The organism is Massilia sp. IC2-278, assembly GCF_020708045.1.
Lineage (GTDB): Bacteria > Pseudomonadota > Gammaproteobacteria > Burkholderiales > Burkholderiaceae_D > Telluria.
Genome location: NZ_JAJFES010000001.1, coordinates 566,730 through 587,345, shown reverse-complemented (window position 1 = coordinate 587,345; position 20,616 = coordinate 566,730). Strand labels below are relative to the sequence as shown.

Sequence of the window (20,616 nt, the reverse complement as noted above, 5' to 3'; positions counted from 1 at the left end):
ACATATCTTTGTTCGGTGACGGGGCCGCCGGAGTGCGGGCACGGCGGCCACAGGAGCGTATAAACCCGCCATTATCCCAGTGCGGCGCGAGTTTGTCCCGACTGAATGTAGAAATTTGTATCTAGTGGACCAGTGCGCGCGCCAGGATGGCCTCGACATCGAGTCCTTCCGGCAAGCGACCGAAGGCGCCGCCGGCGTCCTGCGCGATGCGCGAAGCAACGAAGGCCTCGGCCACGAAGGGCGGCGCGTGGCGCAGCAGCAGCGCGCCCTGCACCGCGATCACCAGGCGCTCGGCGATGCGGCGCGCACCGGCCTCGCCTGCCCTGCCCAGGTCGTCGCCGAGGCGCGCCACGTAGGCGGCATAGCGCGGGTCGAGCGCCGCCGCCGGCGCCAGCTCGGCCTCGAGGGCCGCGCGCGACTCCTGCGGGTTCTTGCCGAGCGCGCGCAGCACGTCCAGGCACATCACGTTGCCCGAGCCTTCCCAGATCGAATTGACCGGGAATTCGCGGTACAGGCGCGCCAGCGGGCCGTCTTCCACGTAGCCGTTGCCGCCCATGACTTCCATCGCTTCCGCGCCCAGCATCGGGCCGCGCTTGCAGATCCAGTACTTGCCGGCCGGCGTCAACAGGCGCCCGAGCGCGCTTTCCAGCGGGTCGTCCGGGTGGTCGAAGCAGCGCGCCAGGCGCAGGGCGAAGGCGGTCGCCGCTTCCGATTCGATGGCGAGGTCGGCCAGCACGTTCTGCATCAGCGGCTGGCTGGCGAGCGGCTTGCCGAAGGCGGCGCGACCGCGCGCATGGTGCAGGGCGTGGCAGAGCGCGGCGCGCATGATGCCCGCCGTGCCGACCACGCAGTCCAGGCGCGTGTGGCTGCCCATCTCGAGGATGGTCGGGATGCCGCGCCCGATGGCGCCGACCAGCCAGCCGACGGCGTCGCAGAACTCGACTTCCGAAGACGCGTTCGAGCGGTTGCCGAGCTTGTCCTTCAGGCGCTGCACGCGGATCGCGTTGCGGCTACCGTCGGGCAGCCAGCGCGGCACGAAGAAGCACGACAGGCCGGCGCTGCCCGCTTCGTCGGTCTGGGCCAGCACCAGGTGGGCGTCGCACTGCGGCGCCGAAAAGAACCATTTGTGGCCGACGATGCGCCAGGCGCCCTCGCCTTCGTCGCCGAAGCGTTCACGCGCTTCAAGCGGCGCCATCTCGGCGGCCCGCGTGGTGTTGGCGCGCACGTCGGTGCCGCCCTGCTTCTCTGTCATGCCCATGCCGACCAGGGCGCCGCGCTTCTGCTCCACCGGCAGCGAGCGCGGATCGTAGTCGCGCGCCAGGATCTTCGGCAGCCACTTGGCCGCGATGCGCGGGGCGCGGCGCAGCGCCGGCACCGAGGCATACGTCATCGTCACCGGGCACTGGGCGCCGTTCTCGACCTGGCCGAACAGCAGGTAGGCCGCGGCGCGCGCCACTTGGGCGCCCGGGCGCGGATCGGCCCAGGGCGCGCTGTGGGCGCCGGCGCCGATCATCAGCGCCATCAATTCGTGCCAGGCCGGGTGGAACTCGACTTCGTCGATGCGGCGCCCGCTGCGGTCGAAGTTCACCAGGCGCGGGCCGTTGGCATTCGCCACCCGCGCCAGGTCGAGGACCTCGGCGCGGCCCAGGCGCGCGCCCAGCGCGTCGAGCTCGTCCGCGGCCCAGCCGGCGCCTTCGCGCGCTACCGCTTCGCGCAGCGCCGGGTCGCAGCGCAGCAGATTCACGTCGCCAAACGGCGGCGCCTGGTTGAACACCTCATGCGTATCGAATGAATTCATGCCGTCCTCCTGCTTCCCGCACCAAGCTGGTGTAAAATGTTGCAGAGAAGCATCATTTGTACCGATGACGCCTGCTCCACGTGCCCATGGCCGGTGACAATCCCCTGCGCTGCGGGTATTGTTAACGATCCGGCAAGAGGCTAGCGCAAAGCGCACATTCCGGCAAGGCGCCCCTGCTGTAGCGCAAGACAAGCGCAAACATCGCGCGGCGAAGGTGAATTTTGATGCCTCTTGGAATGGTTCAGTGATACAGTCTCCCGTGGTTTGATCAACTTGCATGCTTCCACCTGTTGCCGGTGTGGCGCGTGCAAGCCGAGAATAAGGCAGAAATTCAACAATGCGCTCCAGTTCCTCCGCCGTGCCGTTCGATCCGCCGCGCCCGATCCAGGCGCGCAGCGGCTTCGACAGCCTGATGGAGGCGGCGGGCGACGTCGTGTTCCGGGTCGCGCCTTCGAGCCGGATCCGGCTCGCCAGCCGCCGCGCCCAGCGCCTCGTCGGCCTCGGCATCCCCCTCGAAGGCCAGCTCCTGACCGCCATCGTGTCGGAATTCGACCATGCCGCCCTGCGCACCGCCTTTGTCGACGTGCAGGCCGCGGCCGAACCGGTGCTGGTGCGCGCGCGCCTGCGCTGCGGCGAACCCGGCGCCGAGCGCGAGACCTGGTTCGAGCTGCGCATCGCCGCCTGCGAGGACGAAGGCAAGGACGAAGACGGCGGCGAAGCCCTGCTGGTGGTCGGGCGCGACATGAGCGCGCAATACGCCACCGAGGAGCGGCTGCGCCACATGGCGACCCACGACGCCCTCACCGAACTGCCGAACCGCCTGCTGCTGGCCGACCGCATCCGCATGGTGGTGGCGAATGCGCGCCGCTCGGGCCAGGGCTTCGCGGTGGCGATCGTCGGCCTGGACGGCTTCAAGAAGGTCAACGACGGCGTCGGCCATCCGGTCGGCGACGCGGTTCTGCGCCAGGCCGGGCTGCGCCTGCGCAAGGCCCTGCGCGACAGCGACACTCTGGCGCGCATCGGCGGCGACGAATTCGTCGCGGTCCTGCCCGGCACCGCCAGCGCGGCCCAGATCAAGCTGGTCACCGGACGCATGCTGGCCACCCTGCAGTCGCCGTTCGAGGCCGACGGCCACACCATCTATCTCGGCGCCTCGGTCGGCGTGGCGCTGTACCCGCAGCACGCCGAGGACGACAACGGCCTGCTGGCCCTGGCCGACGCCGCCCTGTCGCGCGCCAAGGAAAGCGGCAAGGGCCGCGCCATGGTCTACAGCGCGCGCGAACAGGGCCCGCCGCAGCACGACATCTCGCTCGAAGCGGCAATGTTCAACGCCGTGCGCGAAGGCGAGTTCCTGCTCTACTACCAGCCCATCGTCGACGCCCGCACCCGCTGCATCGAGGGCTTCGAGACGCTGATGCGCTGGAAGCACCCGACCTTGGGCATGGTGCCGCCGGCGCGCTTCATTCCGATCGCCGAAACGAACGGCTTGATCACCCTGCTCGGCGCCTGGGCCCTGAAGGCGGCCTGCGCCCAGATCCGCCACTTCGAGGAAGCGGCCGGGCGCGATCTGTACATCTCGGTGAACATCAGCCCGCGCCAGTTCAGGAACGACAAGTTCCTCGACGTGCTCGACGAAGCGCTGGCGTTTTCCGGCACGCCCGGCGACAAGCTGGTGCTCGAGATCACCGAGGGCACGCTGATGGTCGACCCGCTGCACGCCGAGACCATCCTGGCACGCATGGCCGAACGGCGCGCGCGCATCGCCATCGACGACTTCGGCACCGGCTACTCCTCGCTGGCTTACCTGAAGCGCTTCCCGATCTCGGTGCTGAAGGTCGACCGCGCTTTTGTGAAGGATCTGCCCGGCGCGCAGAAGGAAGCGGCGATCTGCAGCGCCGTGCTCGACATGGCGCGCCACCTCGACTTGTCGGTGGTGGCCGAAGGCGTCGAGACCGAGGAGCAGCTGGCCTGGCTCGAATCGCGCGACTGCCGCTACATCCAGGGCTACCTGACCGGCAAGCCGATGCCGGCCCACGTGGCGATCGCCGCCCTGCAGGATAACCAGCTGACGGCGCCGGTGCCGTCCGAACCGCGAAGGGGAAGCGGCCAATGACGCTCCAGTCACCGACACAGCCGCACCCGGCCGGGGTCGACGCCCGTGGCCAGGCCACCCTGGCCCTGCTCTGGGAACGCATCCGCCGCCAGGGCGACATGCCCGGCTTCACGCGCGCCATCAACGCCATCCTGGCCTCGATGCGCGGCGAGGACGAGCGTGAATTCTCGATGACGCAGACGGTGCTGTCGGACCCGGTCCTGACCCAGAAGGTGCTGCGCCTGGCCAACAGCGGCATGTACTCCGCCTTCGGCCAGCGCGTGAACACGGTGTCGAAGGCGGTGCTGGTGCTGGGCACGGAAGCCATCGGCCACCTGGCGCTGGGCCTGAAGCTGATCGAGGAACTGGCGAAAAGCACGCCGGATTCGGCGGTCGCCCACGTCGAGATGGAAAAGGCGGTGCTGGCCGGGATGGTGGCCCAGCAGGTGGCCGCGCGCGCCGCCACCCGCGACCCGGAAGAAGCCGTGGTCTGCTCGATCCTGCATTCGCTGGGGCGGATGATGGTGACCTTCTACATGCCCGAGCGCTGGACCCAGCTGCAGGCGGCCGCCGGCCCGGGCGGCGAAGACGGCGCTGCGCCGGCCCTCCTCGGCCTGAGCCTGGAGCAGATCGGCCGCGCCACCGCCGAGCACTGGGGCCTGCCGCGCAACCTGGTGGCCGGCATGCGCAGCGTCGAGCCGGGCGAGCGCGCTGACGTCTTTGGCCACGAGGACTGGCTGGCGGCGCTGGGCACCATGTCGACCCGCTGCGCCAACTCGCTGTGGAACGACGACGCCGCCGGCGCCGAACAGGTGCGCGAACTGGTCGGCGCCTTTGCGCCGCTGCTGGGCGTGGACGCCGAGCAAATCCTCGGCGCCGTCGACAAGGCCAGGCTGGAAGCGGCGAACGATCTGTCGATCGCGCCGCTGGCCAACGCCGCCGAGAAGCGCGCCAAGGTGGACGCCGTGCAGCGCAAGCGCGAAGCCGGCAACCGCATCCTGATGAGCGGCGTGGCCGACATGCGCGACGCCGGCCCGAACGTCAGCGCCGGCCAGATGACGGCGATGGCGCTGGAAACCATGTTCAAGGGGCTGTCATTCACGCGCGCGTTCGCTTTTCTCCGCAACCGGCGCGAAGGCAAGTACCTGGCCAAGATGGGTCTCGGCGAAGGCGCCCGGGCCCTGCTGCCGCACCTGGCCTTCGACGACGCCTACGAAGCCAACGTCTTCCACGCGGCGCTGGCCAGCGACCGCGTGATCTTCATCGAGAACGCGCGCGACCCGAAGTTCGCGGCCAAGCTGCCATCCTGGTGGCGCGGCACGCTGGCGCAGGCGCGCTGCTTCGTCGTGATCCCGCTGTGCATGCAGGGCCAGCCGGTCGGCTTCGTGTACGGCGACTGGGACGACACCTTCCCGTCGGTGCACCTGAGCCAGGGCGAGTTCGCCCTGCTGAACGACTTGCGCGCGCTGGTGGTGCGCACCGTCGAGCGGCGCGCACATCCGGAAGTGGCCGCCGTCAGCGGCAAGGCCTAACTACACCACGGATCAGATCCGCGGCGTTTCCACGCGCACGTCGCCGCACTGGGCGCGCGCCATCAGCGCGTGGTCGATCAATACCAGCGCCAGCATCGCTTCGGCGATCGGCGTGGCGCGGATGCCCACGCAAGGGTCGTGGCGGCCGAAGGTTTCCACGGTCGCCGGCTCGCCGGCCTTGTCGATCGAGCGGCGCGGGATGCGGATCGAGGACGTCGGCTTGATCGCCAGCGATACCGTGATGTCCTGGCCGGTCGAGATCCCGCCCAGCACCCCGCCGGCGTGGTTGCCCACGAAACCGCCAGGCGTCAGTTCGTCGCCATGCTCGGAGCCCTTCTGCGCCACCGAGGCGAAGCCGGCGCCGATCTCCACGCCCTTCACCGCGTTAATCCCCATCATCGCGTAGGCGATGTCGGCGTCGAGCTTGTCGTAGATCGGCTGGCCCCAGCCGACCGGCACGCCGCGCGCGACCACGTCGATGCGCGCGCCGATCGAGTCGCCGGCGCGGCGCAATTCGTCCATCGCCGCTTCCATGCGCGCGATCAGGGCGGCGTCGCCGGTGGCGGCGAAGAAGGGATTGTTGGCCACGTGTTCCCAGCCTTCGAACGGCACCTCGATGTCGCCCAGGGCGCGCATGCAGCCCATGAATTCCACGCCATGGCGCTCGCGCAGCCATTTCTTGGCGATGGCCCCGGCGCCGACCACCGGCGCGGTCAGGCGCGCCGAAGAACGGCCGCCGCCGCGCGGATCGCGCACGCCGTACTTGTGCCAGTAGGTGTAGTCGGCGTGGCCGGGACGGAAACTCTCGGCGATGTTGCCGTAGTCCTTGCTGCGCTGGTCCTCGTTCGGGATCAGGAGCGCGATCGGGGTGCCGGTGGTGACGCCCTGGTAGACGCCGGACAGGATCTGCACCCGGTCGCCTTCCTGGCGCTGGGTCACGTGGCGCGAGGTGCCGGGCTTGCGGCGGTCGAGCTCGGGCTGGATGTCGGCTTCCGACAGCGCCAGGCCAGGCGGACAGCCGTCGATGACGCAGCCGATCGCAGGGCCGTGCGACTCGCCGAAGGTGGTAACGGAAAACAGCTTGCCGAAGGTATTGCCGGACATGGTATGCGGGACGAGTGACGAAAAGACCATTCTACCAGCACCGGAGGGGGATGGAACGGCTTCCAGCCGCGCCGTCAAGTGCGATCCGCAGCCCTGAAGTGTTGCCTTACAGAATTTATTTTTGTATCCACACAACCAGGAAGCGCCGGTTGCGGACTTTTGCCGCTATACTTGGTCGCGATGAAATGCCGAGCTTAATCCTGGAGACGCAACAATAATGCCCGCATCGATTACGCCCGGAACCGGCTCCGACGCGCACGACGACCTGGTTTTCCTTGACGAAGCGCCGCCCGCGCCACCTGCCCCGCAAGACGCACGCGCCACCTGGCGCATCCTGGTGGTGGACGACGACGCCGACGTGCATTCGACCACCACCTTTGCCCTGGCCAACCTCGAGGTCCAGGGCCGGCCGCTGGAATTCCTGCACGCCTATTCGGCGCGCGAGGCGCGCGAACTGCTGGCGCGCGTGCCCGGCATCGCCGTGGTCCTGCTCGACGTGGTGATGGAGCAGCCCGACGCCGGCCTGCACCTGGTGCGCCACATCCGCGAGACCCTCGGCCTGCAGGAAGTACGCATCATTTTGCGCACCGGCCAGCCGGGCTATGCGCCCGAGATGGACGCCATCCGCGACCTCGACATCAACGACTACCGCACCAAGTCGGAACTCACCCGCACCAAGCTGTACACGGCGGTGGCGGCCGCGGTGCGTTGCTACCAACAGTTACATACGCTCACCCTGGGACGCGTGGCGCTGGAACGCATCGCGCGCGCCGGCGCCGAGCTGATGAACCTGCACGTGCCGCGCGATATCGCGCGCGCGGTGCTGAGCCATGCAGCCTCCGTGCTGCTGCAGGAACCCGGCGGCGTGCTGTGCGTGAGCGACAGCGGCGGCCTGCAAGTACTCGGCGCGGCCGGTACCTGCACCGCATTCGAAGGCGGCGCCATGGAGCGCCACAACGACTCCGAACTGCATACCCTGGTGGCACGCGCCCTGCGGGAGCGCGCCAGCCAGCACACCCCCGAGCGCCTGGCGCTCTACTTCGCCGGCAAGTCCGGACGCGACTTCGCCGCCGGCCTGTATTTGTCCGAAGCTCTCACCGAAGGCCGCCGGCGCCTGCTCGACGTCTTCAGTAGCGTGGTGGCGGTCGGCGTCGACAACCTGGAACTGGTCGGGCGCCTGAACGACGCCGCCTTCTACGATTCCCTCACCGGCCTGCCGAACCGCGCCAGCCTGATCGAGCAGCTCGACGCCCGCCTGGCCGCTGCCAGAAGCGCCGCAGAGGGAGCCGCAGAGTCGGCCGACGTCACGCTGGCCCTGGTCGACCTCGACCACTTCGCCGAGAGCAACGACGCCCTCGGCCACCAGTTCGGCGACATGCTGCTGGCGGCGGTGGCGGCGCGCCTGCAGGCCAGCCTGGCAGGCCTGACGCTGGCGCGCATCGGCGGCGACACCTTTGCCGTGCTGGGCGCCGACGAAGCCTGCACCCCGCAGGCCCTGCACGCCCTGTTCGCCTCGCCCTTCGCCATCGATGGCCAGGACGTGCGCGCCTCGGCCACCATGGGCCTGGTGCGCCTGCGCGAGCACGACGGCAGCGGCGCCGACGCCCTGAAGGACGCCGACATCGCCCTGAAGCGCGCCAAGACCCGCCAGCGCGGCGGCCACTTCTATTTTTCGCGCAGCATGGGCGTCGAGATCCGCGAACGGGTCGACCTGATGCACGCGCTGCGCAGCGGCTTCGGCCGCGGCGAACTGTTCCTCGACTACCAGCCCCAGATCGACCTGGCCAGCCGCCGCCCCTTCGGCGCCGAAGCCCTGCTGCGCTGGCGCACGGCCGACGGCCGTCTGGTGCCGCCGGACCGCTTCATCCCGATCGCCGAAACCTCGGGCCTGATCGTCGAGATCGGCGCCTGGGTGCTGCGCGAAGCCTGCGCCGAACTGGTGCGCCTGCGCGCGGCCGGCCACCTGGCCTTCACGATGTCGGTGAACGTCTCGCAGGCGCAGTTCCGCCATCCGCAGTTCGTGCCGATGCTGCAGCGCGCCCTGGCCGACACCGGCGCGCCGCCCGCCTACGTGGAACTGGAGATCACTGAGTCGATGGCGATGGAAGACCCGCGCCACCTGGCCGAGATCCTGGGCGAGGTCAAGCGCACCGGGGTGTCGATCGCCATCGACGACTTCGGCACCGGCTTTTCCTCGCTGTCGCACCTGCAGCGCCTGCAGGTCGACCGCCTGAAGATCGACCGCGCCTTCGTCTCCGAAATCACCGGCTCGGCGCGCGGCAGCAGCATTGCCGAGATGGTGATCCAGCTCGGGCGCAACCTGGGCCTGTCGGTGATTGCCGAAGGGGTCGAGGACGAACGCCAGGCGCAGATCCTGTCCACGCTCGGCTGCCCGCTGGCGCAGGGCTTTCTTTTCTCGCGGCCTTTGTCGCCGGGGGCGCTGCGCGAATGGCTGGGTGGGCAGGTGCTGAACGACGCGGCTTGATACGACCTGCGCCGTTATCCGTACGGTGGGCACTCCGTGCCCACGCGGATACGTGCATCACCTTTTCCACGCTGCGGTGACGTTTCGCTCGCAAACGTCGAACCAGATCCGCAACGCAACCCGGGTGTCCATTTGCGTTTCTTACGGGCGACATTTTGGGAGGATCGGGTGCAGGGACGCGTACGTACCGCGTGGGCACAGCGTGCCCACCGTACGGTCAAGGTTCCGGGCCGTTAGCACAGCCCCGATATCCCCCGGGCTCAGTCCTCCGCCGCCTGCTCCGCCGGCCAATCCCGGATATACGCCTTCAGCATGCGGTTCTCGAAGCTCTGCGCTTCCAGCACCGCGCGCGCCACGTCGTAGAACGAGATCACGCCCAGGAGCGTCTTGGCGTTCATCACCGGTAAATAGCGCGCGTGCTTCTCGAGCATCATGCGCCGCACTTCGTTGACCTCGGTGTCCGGGGTCACGGTGATCGGACTGTCGTCCATGTAGCGGCGCACGGTGCCGTTGCCGACCGAGCCGCCGTTTTCGTGCAGCACCTTGATGACTTCGCGGAAGGTCAGCATGCCGACCAGGTCGCCGTATTCCATCACCACCAGCGAGCCGATGTCCTTTTCCGACATCGTGTTCACCGCTTCGGCCAGCGGCATATCCGGCGTCACCGTGTACAGGATGTTGCCCTTGACCTGCAAAATCTCGGAGACTTTCATGCTAGCCACCCCCGCGTCAGATAAATTATTCACTGTAAATACTTTGATAAAAGACTGAGTTGAATGTAGCGCAAGCCTAGCAGAAAATCCAGTTTTCCGAGGAAGACGGCCGCGCCGGCCGCGCCGATGGGCACAGCTTGCCGATTCGATGCTAGGATTCTGCGCATAATTATTTCATTAAAGAGACAAGAGACATCCATGAGCGGTCCACGATATCCCGGTTTCGACACGCTGTCGCTGCACGCCGGCGCCGCGCCCGACCCGGCCACCGGCGCGCGCGCCACCCCGATCCACTTCACCTCCTCGTTTGCCTTCCGCGATTCCGATCACGCCGCCTCGCTGTTCAACATGGAACGCAGCGGCCACGTGTATTCGCGCATCTCGAACCCGACCAACGCCGTGCTGGAAGAACGCATCGCCGCGCTCGAGGGTGGCGTGGCCGGCATCGCCACCGCCAGCGGCCAGGCCGCCATGCACCTGGGCCTGTCGACGATTGCCGGCGCCGGCTCGCACATCGTGGCCTCGCGCGCGCTGTACGGCGGCTCGCACAACCTGCTGGCCTACACCCTGAAGCGCTTCGGCATCGAGACCACCTTCGTCGACCCGCGCGACCTCGACGCCTGGCGCGCCGCGATCCGCCCCGAAACTCGCGTCCTGTTCGGCGAAACCCTGGGCAACCCGGGCCTGGACGTGCTCGACATCCCGCGCATCGCCGAGCTCGCCCACGAATGCCACCTGCCGCTGATGGTCGACAGCACCTTCACCACGCCGTATCTGCTGCGTCCCTTCGACCTCGGCGCCGACCTGGTCTTCCACTCGGCCACCAAGTTCCTGTGCGGCCACGGCACCGCCATCGGCGGCCTGCTGGTCGACGGCGGCACTTTCGACTGGCAAAAGGCGCATGCGCGCAGCGGCCGCTACGCCGAACTGTGCGAACCCTACGAGGGCTTCCACGGCATGGTCTTCGCCGAAGAGTCGACCGTCGGCGCCTTTGCCTTGCGCGCGCGGCGCGAAGGCCTGCGCGACTTCGGCGCCGTCATGAGTCCGCACAATGCCTTTGCCATCCTGCAGGGCATCGAGACCCTGGGCCTGCGCATGGAGCGCCACGTGGCCAACACGCGCCGCGTGATCGAATTCTTGCTGGCGCATCCGATGGTCGAGTCGGTGTCCTATCCTGAACTGGACACGCACCCGGACCATGCACTCGCCAAGCAGCTGCTGCCGAAAGGCGCCGGCGCCGTCTTTACCTTCACCCTGAAAGGCGACCGCGCCGCCGGCCGCCGCTTCGTCGACGGCCTGAAGGTGTTCTCGCACCTGGCCAACGTGGGCGACGCCAAGTCGCTGGTCATCCATCCTGCCTCGACCACCCACTTCCGCGTGCCCACCGAGCAGCTGGCGGCGTCGGGCGTGAAGGAAGGCACGATGCGCCTGTCGGTCGGCCTGGAAGACCCGGACGACTTGATCGACGACCTGGCGCGCGGCCTGAAGCTGGCGCAGAAAGGGACCTGAGCATGCAACTCGATCTCAACGGACATTCCGCCTATGCCTACACCGGCGGCAAGGCCTTCGATCGCGCCCTGCCGACCGTCGTCTTCATCCACGGCGCCCAGAACGACCACTCGGTCTGGGGCCTGCAGTCACGCTGGTTCGCGCACCACGGCTACGGCGTGCTGGCGGTCGACTTGCCCGGCCACGGCCGCAGCGGCGGGCCGGCACTGGCCAGCGTCGAGGCGATGGCCGACTGGCTGCTGGCCCTGCTGGACGCGGCCGGCGTGCGCCGCGCCCTGCTCGCGGGGCACAGCATGGGTTCGCTGGTGGCGCTGGAAGCGGCCGCGCGGGCACCAGGCCGCGTGCGCGGGCTGGCCATGCTCGGTACGACCTGGCCGATGAAGGTGTCGGACAGTCTGCTCGCCACCTCGCGCGACGACGAGGACGCCGCCATCGACATGGTCAACATCTGGTCGCACTCGGGCATCGCGCAGAAGCCGTCCAGCCCCGGCCCCGGCTTTTCGGTGATGGGCGGCGCACGGCGGCTGATGCAGCGCATGTCGGCCATCAACCCGGACGCCCTGTTCCACACCGATTTCGCCGCCTGCAATGCCTACGCGAACGGCGAGGCGGCGGCCGGTGCGGTGCGCTGCCCGGCCGTGTTCATCTTCGGCGCCAGGGACATGATGACGCCGCCGCGTTCGACGAAGGCGCTGACCGGCGCCATTGCGCATGGCAAGGTGGTGACGGTGGACGCCGGGCATTCCCTGATGGCCGAGCAGCCGGACGCGGTGCTCGACGCCCTGATCGCGTTTGCCGCCACGCTCGACCACGAGGAGATTACGCCATGAAGGTCCGTTACAGCAGCTTCGGCGAGTTCTATCCCTGGTACCTGACCCAGCACGCCGATCGCCGCTGCCGCCGTGCCCACTTCATCGGCACCTCGGCCGCGCTCCTGGCGCTGCTGGCGGCGCTGCTGAGCGGCAGCGGATTGTGGATCGTGGCGGCGCTGGTGCTCGGCTACGGCGGCGCCTGGGTCGGGCATTTCTATTACGAGAAGAACCGGCCCGCGACCTTCGACCAACCCTGGCTGTCGTTCAAGGCGGACTGGGTGATGTACTGGCAGATGTTGACGGGGAAGTTGAGCTGGTAGCTCGGGGATCCGGGACAGCGACCGTACGGTGGGCACTCCGTGCCCACGCGGAAGCTGGCGTGGTGGTAGCGCCATTTGGTGACGCGGCAGCGGATACTCGAAACGCATCCAAATGATCATTTGGCGACGCCAACAATGATCAACGATCACGACGGGGATCATGTTATCACCGTGCCGCATTCCGCGTGGGCACGGAGTGCCCACCGTACGGTCAGCACCCTGGCCGGAAACGCCTCACCTGTTCCCGAAATACTCATCCACACTCTGGTCCAGCCCCGCCTCCACCGCCGCCTCGACACTGCGCGCCAGCCCGGCCGTATCCAGCGCCAGCGGCGAATCGGCCGCCGGCACCGCCGCCGTCAAGCCCGCCCCGGCCCCGCCGAACACGAACAGCCGGTACACATCCGCCACCTTCAGCTTGCCCGGATCGGCCAGCAGCACCCAGTCGTCCTGCCCGGCGCGCACGGTGCGCCCCCACTGCGTGTGCGCCGGCACCTCGGACTGCACCCGCCCGACCCAGCCCGCCGTCACCATCTGCTCCAGCAGCAGCCCCAGCTCGTCGTAGCCGATGCGCGTGTGGGCGCGGATCGCCGCGCTCGAGACCAGCGCCGATCCGGTCGCATGCGCGCCGCCGTGCAGCACCTTCAGCACCGCCATCGCGTCGACAAAGGCGCCGCCGGGCGCCGGCACGTGCCACCAGCGCTCGTGCCTGACCACCGGCAGCGCGGCGGCGACCACGGCGCCGACCAGGGTGATCAGCCAGGACAGATAAATCCAGACCAGGAACAGCGGCAGCGCCGCCAGCGCGCCATAGATGATGGCGTAGGCCGGGAACTGGCGGATGAACAGGGCGAACAGGCGCTTGGCCAGCTCGAAGGCGAGCGCCGCCGCCAGCGCGCCCCACAGGGCGTCGCGCCAGTTGACGTAGCGGTTCGGCACGGCCACGTACAGCAGGGTATAGGCGCCGCTGGTCAGGGCCAGCGAGGCCAGGGTCGAGAACAGGCTGGCAAACAGGCTGCCGACCAGCGGCACCGAACGCGTGATGCCGTCGGTGGCGGTGAACAGCTGCGATGTCACGGTGATCGACAGGCCGAACAGCAGCGGCCCGAGCGTGATTAGGGCCCAGTAGATCAGCACGCGCTGCAGCAGCGGGCGCGGCTGGCGCACGCGCCAGATCTGGTTGAAGACGCGCTCGATCATGCCGATCATGGCCGTCGAGGTGATCAGCAGGGCCACCGCCCCGACCGCCGACAAACCCTTGGCCTTGCTGGCGAACTGGGTCAGGTTCGAGATGATCGTGTTGGAAATAGCCTTCGGCATCAGGGCCTGGGCGAAGTAGGTTTCGATGGCCGTGCGGAGCTGACCGAAAATCGGAAACGTGGTAAAAATCGCCAGGACGATCGTCAGCAGCGGCACCAGGGCGAGCGTGGTCGTAAAGGTGAGGCTGCCTGCCACCTGGGGCAGTTTTTCCTCGCGCAGGCGGCGCCGCGCAAAGCGCAGCAGGTCGCGCACCTCAAGCAGCGTGAGGGCGCGAACGCGCTCGGCGCCGACGTTGAACATGTCGCTGGTGGAACGCGAGATCGAGTGAACCGTTTTGGAAAGCATATTGTCGTTTTTGTTTCGCCCGCCGGGCGTGTGAAAAGCCTTAAGGGCAAGCGGTGCGGCGAGCCGACACAACGCCGCCATCGAGGTTTTTCACACGCCCGGGATATTATCACTTGAGCAAAGCATCCTATAATACCAACGATGAACCCACCGTCCCTGACTATTCTCGTTTTGTACTACTCGCGCCATGGCGCCACCCGTAAACTCGCCGAGCTCATCGCACAGGGAATCGAGTCCGTTCCCGGCGCCGAGGCGCGCCTGCGCACCGTGCCCGCGGTGTCGACGGTGGCCGAGTCGGTCGCGCCCGACATCCCGGCCGGCGGCGCGCCCTATGTCGAATTGCAGGACCTGCACGAGTGCGCCGGGCTGGCCCTGGGTTCGCCGACCCGCTTCGGGAACATGGCGGCGGCCATGAAATACTTCCTCGACGGCACCGCAGCGGAATGGCTGGCCGGCACCCTGTCCGGCAAGCCGGCCGCCGTGTTCACCTCCACCGGCAGCCTGCACGGCGGCCAGGAAGCGACGCTGCTGTCGATGATGATCCCGCTGCTGCACCACGGCATGCTGTTGATGGGCCTGCCCTACGCCCACCCGGAACTGATGAACACGGCCAGCGGCGGCAGCCCCTACGGCGCCACCCACTGGGCCGGAATCGACGGCGACAAGCCCATCACGGAAGACGAGAAGTGCCTTGCCATCGCGCAGGGCCGCCGCCTGGCCGAAGCCGCCGCCCGCCTGCAATCGCCATTGCACACACCACTGCACGGACCACGCTGATGGAAACCCCAAAGATCTTTCACGCCGGCGCCATTGCCAGCCTGATCTGGCTGATCGGCTGGCTGGTAGCCTGGGAAATCTGGGTCGCCCCGCTGCATCCCGGCGGCTCATTGCTGGCGCTGAAGGCGCTGCCCCTGCTGGTGCCGCTGCGCGGCGTCATCAAGCGCGACCTCTACACCCTGCAATGGTCGTCGATGGTGATCCTGGTCTACTTCGCCGAGGGCGCGGTGCGCGCCTGGAGCGACGAGCTGGAAGCCTCGCGCCTGATGGCCGTGGGCGAGATCGTCCTCGTCTGCGTGTATTTCGCATGTGCCCTGCTCTACCTGCATCCGTATAAAAAGGCGGCGCAGCGCATGGCCAAGGAGCTGCTCGACAAGGTGAAAGTACCGCATGACTGATGCTTTCCTCGCGCGCTGCCGCGCAGTCTGCGGCGCGTCGCGGGTGCTGACCGGGGCGCCCGAGATGGCGCCCTTCCTCACCGACTGGCGCGGCCGCTTCACCGGCCGCGCCCGCGCCGTGCTGCTGCCCGGCAGCCGCGACGAGGTGGCGCAGCTGGTGCAAGCCTGCGCCGAACACCGCGTGCCGATCGTGCCGCAGGGCGGACGCACCGGCCTCGTACTGGGCAGCGTGCCCGACGCCAGCGGCGAGGCGGTGGTGATCTCGCTGCGCCGCCTGGACCGCATCCTCGGCGTCGACACCGTCAACCGCACCATCACCGTACAGGCCGGCTGCATCCTGCGGCAGATCCAGGACGCGGCCCAGGAAGCCGGCCTGCTGTTCCCGCTGTCGCTGGCGGCCGAGGGCAGCTGCACTATCGGCGGCAACTTGTCGACGAATGCCGGCGGCACCGCCGTCCTGCGCTACGGCAACACGCGCGACCTGTGCCTGGGCCTGGAAGTGGTCACGCCCCAGGGCCGGATCTGGGACGGCCTGCGCGGCCTGCGCAAGGACAACACCGGCTACGCCCTGCGCGATTTGTTCGTCGGCGCCGAGGGCACGCTCGGCATCGTCACCGCCGCTGTATTGAAACTGTATCCGCAGCCTCGGGCATCGACCACGGCGCTGGTCGCGATGGCTTCGCCCGAACGCGCCCTGGCCTTGCTGTCATTGATGCAGGACGTGTGCGGCGCCAGCCTCACCGCCTACGAGTTGATGTCGGACTTCTGCCTGCGCCTGGTCGGCGCCCATTTCCCGCATCTGCCGCGCCCGTTCGCGCACAACCATGCGCAATACGCCTTGCTGGAAGTGTCGAGCAGCGAGTCCGAGGCGCACGCGGTCGGGTTGTTGGAGTCCGGCATCGAAGCCGCGCTCGAGCAGGGCCTGGCCGACGACGCGGTGGTGGCCATGTCCGGCGCCCAGTCGGGCAGTTTGTGGCAGCTGCGCGAGCACATCCCGCTGGCGCAGGCCGCGGCCGGCAAGAACATCAAGCACGACGTCTCGCTGCCGATCTCGCGCATCGCCGAATTCATCGCCAGCACCGACCGCCAGCTGGCGGCCAGCTTCCCCGGCTGCCAGGTGGTCTGCTTCGGCCACCTCGGCGACGGCAACCTGCACTACAACGTGGCGCCGATGGAAGGCGTGGCGCACGAAGCTTTTCTCGCCAACCAGGAGGCCATCAACCGCATCGTGCACGACAGCGTGGCCGCCTTCGACGGCTCGATCTCGGCCGAGCACGGCATCGGCGCCCTGAAGCGCGAGGAACTGGTGCGCTACAAGGATGCGGTCGAACTGGACATGATGCGTGCCATCAAGGCGGCGCTCGACCCGCTCGGCATTATGAACCCCGGCAAAATTCTGTGAACCGGGGAGTGGATCGATGAAAAAGTTTTTGGCGGCAATCATTGCCTGCATGGCGGCGCAAGGCGCGCTGGCAGGCAGCATCTACAAGTGTACGGTGGCCGGCAAGGTGGCCTACGGCGACCAGCCCTGCGCCGACGGCGCCGGCCTTGAACTGGCCGTGCGCGCCGCGCCGCCGCCCGACAAGGCGGCGAGCGACAAACTGGCGGGCGACCGGTTGCGCCTGCTGGCGCTGGAAAAGGAACGCGCCGCCGGCGAACTGCGCGAAGAACGCGAACGCCAGCGCGCCGCCAAAGCCTTTGCGGTGCAGCGCCAGAAATGCGAGCGCCTGCGCCTGAAGCAAAGGTGGCTGGACGAAGACCTGGGCCGCGCCCGCGGCGAGGCCGTGGCCGGTGCGCGCCTGAAGGCGAAACGGCAGGCGGAGGCGCTGGCGGTGGAATGTCCGGCCTGAACAATCTCTCTCCCCTCCTGTCGCGCTGGCTGCTGCTGGGCGAATGGCGCGCGCATCCGGTGCGCGCCGTGCTGGCGATCGCGGCGATTGCGGTCGGCGTGGCCATGGGCTTCGCCATCCACCTGATCAATGCCGCTGCCTTTAACGAATTCTCGGCCGCGATCAAGAGCCTGTCCGGCCAGGCCGACATCCAGGTGCTGGGCCGCGAGGCCCTGTTCGACGAAGCGATCTATCCGCGCCTGGCCGAATACGAGGGCGTGGCGCTGGCCTCGCCGGTGCTCGAAGTCCAGGCTGCCGTGCCGAGTGCAAAGGGCGCCTTGCGCATCGTCGGCATCGACCCGCTGCGCGCCGGCTACATCGCACCCGACCTGCTCGGCGTGCCGGGCGAAGGGCGCGGGGCCGACGTGCTGGCCGACGACACCGTGTTTTTGTCGCCCGCCGCGCAAAGCTGGCTGGACCTGCGCGACGGCGCCACGCTGACGCTGCGCGCCGGCACCGCCGACTTCAGCCTGCGCGTGGCCGGCCCGGTGCAGGCCGCCCGCCCCGGCCAGCGCATCGGGGTGATGGACATCGGCGCCGCCCAGTGGCGCTTCAGGCAGCTCGGCAAGCTCTCGCGCGTGGACCTGAAACTGCGCGACGGCGTGAACCGCGCCGAATTCGAGGCGCGCCTCACGCGCGAACTGGAACGCGATTTTCCGGGACGCTTCCGCATTGGGCAGCCGAACGACAGCGACCAGGAAAGCCGCAACAATAACCTCAGCCGCGCCTACCGCGTGAACTTGACGGTGCTGGCCCTGGTGGCCCTGTTCACCGGCGCCTTCCTGGTGTTCTCGACCCAGGCCCTGTCGGTGATGCGGCGGCGCAGCCAGTTCGCGCTGCTGCGCGTGCTGGGTGTGGAGCGCGGCCAGTTGCTGCGCCAGGTGCTGCTCGAAGGCGCCAGCCTGGGCGTGATCGGCGCCCTGCTCGGCGTGGCGGCCGGCTACGTGCTGGCGGCGCTGGCGCTGCGCTTTTTTGGGGGCGACCTGGGCGCCGGCTACTTCCCGGGCATCAAGCCGCAGGTGGTGTTCACGCCGCTGGCGGCAGGCGTCTTCTTTGCCCTGGGTCTGGGCGTGGCCCTGCTCGGCTGCCTGGCGCCGGCCTGGGACGCGGCGCGCGCGCGGCCAGCCGTGGCCCTGAAGTCCGGCAACGACGAAGCGGCGCTGGCGCGCCTGGCGCGGGTCTGGCCTTCCCTCGTCTGCCTGGCGCTGGCGGCGCTGTTCGCCCTGGCGCCGCCGGTGTTCGAGCTGCCGCTGTTCGGTTACCTCGCCATTGCCCTGCTGCTGATCGGCGGCATCGGCCTGATGCCGCGCCTGGCCGCCAGCGTGTTCCGCCTGCTGAACCGGCCGCTCCTGACGCGCCCGGCGCCGCCGCCGGTGCTGGCGCTGACGATGTCGCGCCTGGCGAATGCGCCGGGCCAGGCCTCGATTGCGCTCGGTGGCGTGCTGGCCAGCTTCAGCCTGATGGTGGCGATGGGGATCATGGTCGCCAGCTTCCGCGTGTCGGTGGACGACTGGATGCGCCACATCCTGCCGGCCGACCTGTACGTGCGCACCGCCACCGGCGGCAGCAGCGGTGCGCTGGGGCCGGAGGAACAGGCGGCGATCAAGGCCACGGCGGGCGCCGGCCAGGTGCAGTTCCTGCGCACACGCCCGGTCTCGCTGGCGGCAGACCGGCCCGACGTGGTGTTGATTGCGCGCGACATCGACGCGGCGGACCCGGGCCGCCTGCTGTTCCTGGTCGGCGCTTCCAGTCCGCTGCCGCAGGGTGCGCGGCCGGCCTGGGTTTCCGAAGCCATGCTCGACCTGTACGGCGCGCGCGTCGGCCAGGCGATCACCCTGCCGCTGGGCGGCAAGCCGGCGCCCTTCTTTGTCGCCGGCGTCTGGCGCGATTACGCCAACCAGTCCGGTTCGGTCGTGATCCGCTTGCCGGACTACCGCGCGCTGACCGGAGAGACGGCGGTGACCGATGCCGCCATCTACACCGGGGACGAAGCGGCCACCGACCGCATCGAAAAAGCCTTGCGCGCCCTGCCCTTCGGCCCCGCGCTGCAGCTGGCCCGGCCCGGCGACATCCGCGCCGCCAGTTTGCAGATTTTTGATCGCAGCTTTGCCGTCACCTACCTGCTGGAAGCGATCGCCATCGTGATCGGGCTGTCCGGCGTGGCCGCCACCTTCTCGGCCCAGACCCTGGCGCGTGCGCGCGAGTTCGGCATGCTGCGCCACGTGGGCGTGACGCGCGGCCAGGTGCTCGGCATCCTGGCCTGCGAGGGCGGGCTGCTGACCGGCCTGGGCGTGGCCTGCGGCTTTGCCCTGGGCCTGGTGATCAGCCTCATTCTGGTGTTCGTCGTGAACCCGCAATCCTTCCACTGGACCATGCAGCTGCACCTGCCCTGGGGCTTGCTGGCTACCGTGGCGGCCGTGCTGGTCGGCGCCTCGGTGGCCACGGCCCTGGTGTCGGGGCGCTATGCCTTGTCCGGCGGGCCGGTGCGGGCGGTGAGGGAGGATTGGTGATGCGTGTGGTTTTCTTGATCCTGCTGTGGGTGAGCCAGCTGGCGTTCGCCGCGCCGCCGGTGTTTGCGCCCGTCACGCCCGGCCGGGCCTTGACGTTCCCGCTCGACTACGGCGCCCATCCGGACTTTCGCACCGAATGGTGGTACGTCACCGGCTGGCTGCAACAGGCGGACGGCAAGCCGCTCGGCTTCCAGGTCACGTTCTTCCGCAGCCGCACCGCGCACGATACCGCCAACCCGAGCGCTTTTGCGCCGCACCAGCTGGTGATCGGCCATGCCGCGCTGTCCGATCCCGCCGTCGGGCGCCTGCTGCACGACCAGCGCAGCGCGCGCGAAGGTTTCGGCCTGGCCTGGGCGAAGACCGGCGATCTTGATGTCAAGCTCGACGACTGGCGCATGCAGCGCTCCCCGGACGGCAGCTACCGCGTCACGGTGAAGTCCGGCGAGATGAGCATGGACCTCATCTTGACCCCGACCCAGCCGGTGCTGGTGCAGGGCGAAGGCGGCTATTCGCGCAAGGGCGCGGCCGCGCAGCACGCGAGTTACTACTACAGCCACCCGCAGCTGCGCGTGAGCGGCACGGCCGGGCGGCCCGGTGCGGCGGGTGCGGTGACGGGCAGCGCCTGGTTCGACCATGAATGGTCGAGCGAAGCCCTGCAGCCCGAGGCCAGCGGCTGGGACTGGGTCGCCGCCAACCTCGACGACGGCTCGGCGCTGATGGCTTTCCAGATCAGGGCCAAGGGAGGTGGTAAACTATGGGCGCACGCCACCTTGCGCGACCGCGCTGGCAAGGTCACCCGCTACGCGCCCGACCAGGTGCGTTTTACGCCGCAGGCGCGCTGGAAGTCGCCGCGCACGAATGCCGAATACCCGGTTGCCACCACGATAGCCATCGGCGCCACGCGCTGGCAGGTCACGCCCCTGCAGCAGGACCAGGAACTCGACTCGCGCCGCTCGACCGGCGCCGTGTACTGGGAAGGCGCGGTTACGGTGGCGCGCGACGGCGTGCCCGCCGGCCGCGGCTACCTGGAGATGACCGGCTACCTGCGTGCAATGAAACTATGAAGCGAACG

16 protein-coding genes are annotated in these 20,616 nt (G+C 68.8%); 12 read left to right on the top strand and 4 right to left on the bottom strand.

The genetic code is table 11. From position 1 onward, the window contains the following. Positions 1-121: 121 nt before the first annotated feature. Complete coding sequence (locus LK540_RS02590) at positions 122-1,798, bottom strand: isovaleryl-CoA dehydrogenase (RefSeq protein ID WP_229435466.1); 1,677 nt, start codon at positions 1,796-1,798, stop codon at positions 122-124. A gap of 337 nt (positions 1,799-2,135) precedes the next feature. Between LK540_RS02590 and LK540_RS02585 the strand changes: the two genes are divergently transcribed. Beyond that, positions 2,136-3,911 carry a bifunctional diguanylate cyclase/phosphodiesterase gene (locus tag LK540_RS02585; RefSeq protein ID WP_229435465.1) on the top strand — a complete coding sequence of 592 codons (1,776 nt, stop codon included), beginning with the start codon at positions 2,136-2,138 and terminating at the stop codon, positions 3,909-3,911. After that, a complete protein-coding gene (locus LK540_RS02580; protein WP_229435464.1) occupies positions 3,908-5,422 on the top strand; it encodes an HDOD domain-containing protein in 1,515 nt (504 codons plus the stop codon). The genes LK540_RS02585 and LK540_RS02580 overlap by 4 nt, the downstream gene beginning before the upstream one ends. A gap of 12 nt (positions 5,423-5,434) precedes the next feature. Here the strand turns inward: LK540_RS02580 and aroC are convergent, their stop codons facing one another. After that, entirely contained in the window at positions 5,435-6,526 is a 1,092-nt protein-coding gene (gene aroC / locus LK540_RS02575; RefSeq protein ID WP_229435463.1) for a chorismate synthase, read from the bottom strand. A 217-nt stretch (positions 6,527-6,743) separates the two neighbouring features. Between aroC and LK540_RS02570 the strand changes: the two genes are divergently transcribed. Next, positions 6,744-9,011 carry a bifunctional diguanylate cyclase/phosphodiesterase gene (locus LK540_RS02570; protein ID WP_229435462.1) on the top strand — a complete coding sequence of 756 codons (2,268 nt, stop codon included), beginning with the start codon at positions 6,744-6,746 and terminating at the stop codon, positions 9,009-9,011. A 260-nt stretch (positions 9,012-9,271) separates the two neighbouring features. Here the strand turns inward: LK540_RS02570 and LK540_RS02565 are convergent, their stop codons facing one another. Beyond that, positions 9,272-9,724 carry a CBS domain-containing protein gene (locus LK540_RS02565; RefSeq protein WP_229435461.1) on the bottom strand — a complete coding sequence of 151 codons (453 nt, stop codon included), beginning with the start codon at positions 9,722-9,724 and terminating at the stop codon, positions 9,272-9,274. A gap of 198 nt (positions 9,725-9,922) precedes the next feature. Here LK540_RS02565 and LK540_RS02560 point away from each other — a divergent pair, with 198 nt between their 5' ends. From LK540_RS02560 to LK540_RS02550, 3 genes are read left to right on the top strand one after another with little or no spacing between them, the layout of a single operon-like run. Further along, positions 9,923-11,233, top strand: a complete 1,311-nt coding sequence (locus tag LK540_RS02560; protein ID WP_229435460.1) for an O-acetylhomoserine aminocarboxypropyltransferase — start codon at positions 9,923-9,925, stop codon at positions 11,231-11,233. A gap of 2 nt (positions 11,234-11,235) precedes the next feature. Further along, positions 11,236-12,063 (top strand): alpha/beta fold hydrolase, encoded by an 828-nt coding sequence (locus tag LK540_RS02555; protein WP_229435459.1) that lies wholly within the window; start codon positions 11,236-11,238, stop codon positions 12,061-12,063. After that, positions 12,060-12,365: a DUF962 domain-containing protein gene (locus LK540_RS02550; protein ID WP_229435458.1), complete on the top strand. Its 306-nt coding sequence runs from the start codon at positions 12,060-12,062 to the stop codon at positions 12,363-12,365. The genes LK540_RS02555 and LK540_RS02550 overlap by 4 nt, the downstream gene beginning before the upstream one ends. A gap of 234 nt (positions 12,366-12,599) precedes the next feature. Here the strand turns inward: LK540_RS02550 and LK540_RS02545 are convergent, their stop codons facing one another. After that, the gene (locus LK540_RS02545) at positions 12,600-13,970 is read right to left on the bottom strand and encodes a YihY family inner membrane protein (protein WP_374041311.1); all 1,371 of its coding nucleotides are present in this window, start codon (positions 13,968-13,970) and stop codon (positions 12,600-12,602) included. 141 nt (positions 13,971-14,111) lie between these two features. Here LK540_RS02545 and wrbA point away from each other — a divergent pair, with 141 nt between their 5' ends. Genes wrbA through LK540_RS02515 form a run of 6 tightly spaced genes read left to right on the top strand, consistent with a single transcriptional unit; the run spans position 14,112 to position 20,608 of the window. Then, positions 14,112-14,747 (top strand): NAD(P)H:quinone oxidoreductase, encoded by a 636-nt coding sequence (gene wrbA / locus LK540_RS02540; RefSeq protein WP_229435457.1) that lies wholly within the window; start codon positions 14,112-14,114, stop codon positions 14,745-14,747. Beyond that, a complete protein-coding gene (locus LK540_RS02535; RefSeq protein WP_229435456.1) occupies positions 14,747-15,145 on the top strand; it encodes a DUF2069 domain-containing protein in 399 nt (132 codons plus the stop codon). Before wrbA ends, LK540_RS02535 begins: the two co-directional genes overlap by 1 nt. Then, entirely contained in the window at positions 15,138-16,547 is a 1,410-nt protein-coding gene (locus tag LK540_RS02530; protein WP_229435455.1) for an FAD-binding oxidoreductase, read from the top strand. The genes LK540_RS02535 and LK540_RS02530 overlap by 8 nt, the downstream gene beginning before the upstream one ends. 16 nt (positions 16,548-16,563) lie before the next feature. Continuing rightward, positions 16,564-16,995, top strand: a complete 432-nt coding sequence (locus tag LK540_RS02525) for a DUF4124 domain-containing protein (RefSeq protein ID WP_229435454.1) — start codon at positions 16,564-16,566, stop codon at positions 16,993-16,995. Continuing rightward, complete coding sequence (locus LK540_RS02520) at positions 16,983-19,544, top strand: FtsX-like permease family protein (protein ID WP_229435453.1); 2,562 nt, start codon at positions 16,983-16,985, stop codon at positions 19,542-19,544. Before LK540_RS02525 ends, LK540_RS02520 begins: the two co-directional genes overlap by 13 nt. Then, a complete protein-coding gene (locus LK540_RS02515) occupies positions 19,544-20,608 on the top strand; it encodes a carotenoid 1,2-hydratase (protein WP_229435452.1) in 1,065 nt (354 codons plus the stop codon). Before LK540_RS02520 ends, LK540_RS02515 begins: the two co-directional genes overlap by 1 nt. The last annotated feature ends 8 nt before the right edge of the window (positions 20,609-20,616 follow it).

Coding starts and splice junctions, on each gene's coding strand:
- LK540_RS02590 (WP_229435466.1), bottom strand. CDS start 1,798: ATGAATTCATTCGATACGCATGAGGTGTTCAACCAGGCGCCGCCGTTT.
- LK540_RS02585 (WP_229435465.1), top strand. CDS start 2,136: ATGCGCTCCAGTTCCTCCGCCGTGCCGTTCGATCCGCCGCGCCCGATC.
- LK540_RS02580 (WP_229435464.1), top strand. CDS start 3,908: ATGACGCTCCAGTCACCGACACAGCCGCACCCGGCCGGGGTCGACGCC.
- aroC (WP_229435463.1), bottom strand. CDS start 6,526: ATGTCCGGCAATACCTTCGGCAAGCTGTTTTCCGTTACCACCTTCGGC.
- LK540_RS02570 (WP_229435462.1), top strand. CDS start 6,744: ATGCCCGCATCGATTACGCCCGGAACCGGCTCCGACGCGCACGACGAC.
- LK540_RS02565 (WP_229435461.1), bottom strand. CDS start 9,724: ATGAAAGTCTCCGAGATTTTGCAGGTCAAGGGCAACATCCTGTACACG.
- LK540_RS02560 (WP_229435460.1), top strand. CDS start 9,923: ATGAGCGGTCCACGATATCCCGGTTTCGACACGCTGTCGCTGCACGCC.
- LK540_RS02555 (WP_229435459.1), top strand. CDS start 11,236: ATGCAACTCGATCTCAACGGACATTCCGCCTATGCCTACACCGGCGGC.
- LK540_RS02550 (WP_229435458.1), top strand. CDS start 12,060: ATGAAGGTCCGTTACAGCAGCTTCGGCGAGTTCTATCCCTGGTACCTG.
- LK540_RS02545 (WP_374041311.1), bottom strand. CDS start 13,970: ATGCTTTCCAAAACGGTTCACTCGATCTCGCGTTCCACCAGCGACATG.
- wrbA (WP_229435457.1), top strand. CDS start 14,112: ATGAACCCACCGTCCCTGACTATTCTCGTTTTGTACTACTCGCGCCAT.
- LK540_RS02535 (WP_229435456.1), top strand. CDS start 14,747: ATGGAAACCCCAAAGATCTTTCACGCCGGCGCCATTGCCAGCCTGATC.
- LK540_RS02530 (WP_229435455.1), top strand. CDS start 15,138: ATGACTGATGCTTTCCTCGCGCGCTGCCGCGCAGTCTGCGGCGCGTCG.
- LK540_RS02525 (WP_229435454.1), top strand. CDS start 16,564: ATGAAAAAGTTTTTGGCGGCAATCATTGCCTGCATGGCGGCGCAAGGC.
- LK540_RS02520 (WP_229435453.1), top strand. CDS start 16,983: ATGTCCGGCCTGAACAATCTCTCTCCCCTCCTGTCGCGCTGGCTGCTG.
- LK540_RS02515 (WP_229435452.1), top strand. CDS start 19,544: ATGCGTGTGGTTTTCTTGATCCTGCTGTGGGTGAGCCAGCTGGCGTTC.